At 75.4% G+C, this 1,094-nt stretch carries 1 protein-coding gene; it reads left to right on the top strand.

Annotated features, from left to right (window positions below; all coding sequences use genetic code 11):
* A partial coding sequence (locus C1I93_RS30645; RefSeq protein WP_181445394.1) for a PucR family transcriptional regulator occupies positions 1-1,093 on the top strand: 1,093 nt, incomplete at its 5' end.
* Position 1,094 lies beyond the last annotated feature (1 nt).

Raw genomic sequence — 1,094 nt, 5'->3', positions numbered from 1 at the left:
GGGGGGTGACCTGAGCAGCACCGGCGGGGCGGATCGGGCCGGTGAAGCTCCACCGCCCGCGCCGCCGACCCGGCTGACCATCCTGGTCGAGCGGGCCGCCTCGACGCTGGCGCTGGGGCGGCTCATCCGACGCGACGCCGAAGGGCTGGAACGGCAGGTGCATCGCACCCTGCTCACCGCCCTGCTGGACCGCTCCCGGCCGGTGGACGAGGTGGCCCTGCGGGCCCGGGGGCTGGGGCTGGTGCTGGAACGCCGCCACCTGGTCGGCGTGGTGGTCCGGCACCGAGGCGACGGGGTGGTCCGGCACCGAGGCGACGAGCCATCGGCCAGCGGTGGCAGCGTGACGCGGTCGAAGTCGGCCGCGGAGACCGGCCCGGCCGGAGATCCGGTCGCCGGTGGCGACTGGGGGCTGACCGGTGACGATCCCGGGCCGGCCCGGTTGCGGGATCTCGCCGAGGCGGTGGGCCAGGCGCTGCGGGAGGCGAACCTCACCGCGTTGACCAGCGCGGTGGACGATCAGAGCGTCGGTACGCTGCTGATCCTGCCCGACCGGGCGGCGGAGGAGCGGGCGCTCACCGCCTTCGCTGCCGCGCTGCGGCGCGGCCGTCCACAGCAGCGCCACCGCGACCCGGCGGGGGTCACCGGCGGCCTGATCATCGCGGCCGGGTCCGGGGTGGGCAGCCTGCGCGAGGCGGGACGATCGCTGACCGAGGCCCGGCAGGTCGCCGAGGCGGCCCGCCGGGACCGGCGGGAGCTGCCGATCTTCCGGTTGCCGCACGTCGGGCTCTCCGGGCTGCTGCACCTGCTGCGCGACGAGCCGCGGCTACAGACGTTCGTCGAGCGCGAGCTGGGCGCCCTGCTGGCGTACGACGCCCGGCATCCGCGTGAGCAACTGCTCGGCACCCTGCGGGCGTACCTGGAACAGGGCCGCAACAAGTCGGCGGCGGCCGGCGTGGCACACCTGTCCCGACCGGCCTTTTACGAGCGGCTGGCCCGCATCGGCCGCATCCTCGACGCAGACCTCGACTCCGTCGAGACCTGCCTCTCCCTCCACGTAGCCCTCCTCGCCCTAGACACCATCCGCACCCCCTAAC

The organism is Micromonospora endophytica (assembly GCF_003236305.1).
Lineage (GTDB): Bacteria > Actinomycetota > Actinomycetes > Mycobacteriales > Micromonosporaceae > Micromonospora > Micromonospora endophytica.
Note: the sequence above shows the minus strand (reverse complement) of the source record. Positions and strands in the feature narration are given on the sequence as shown.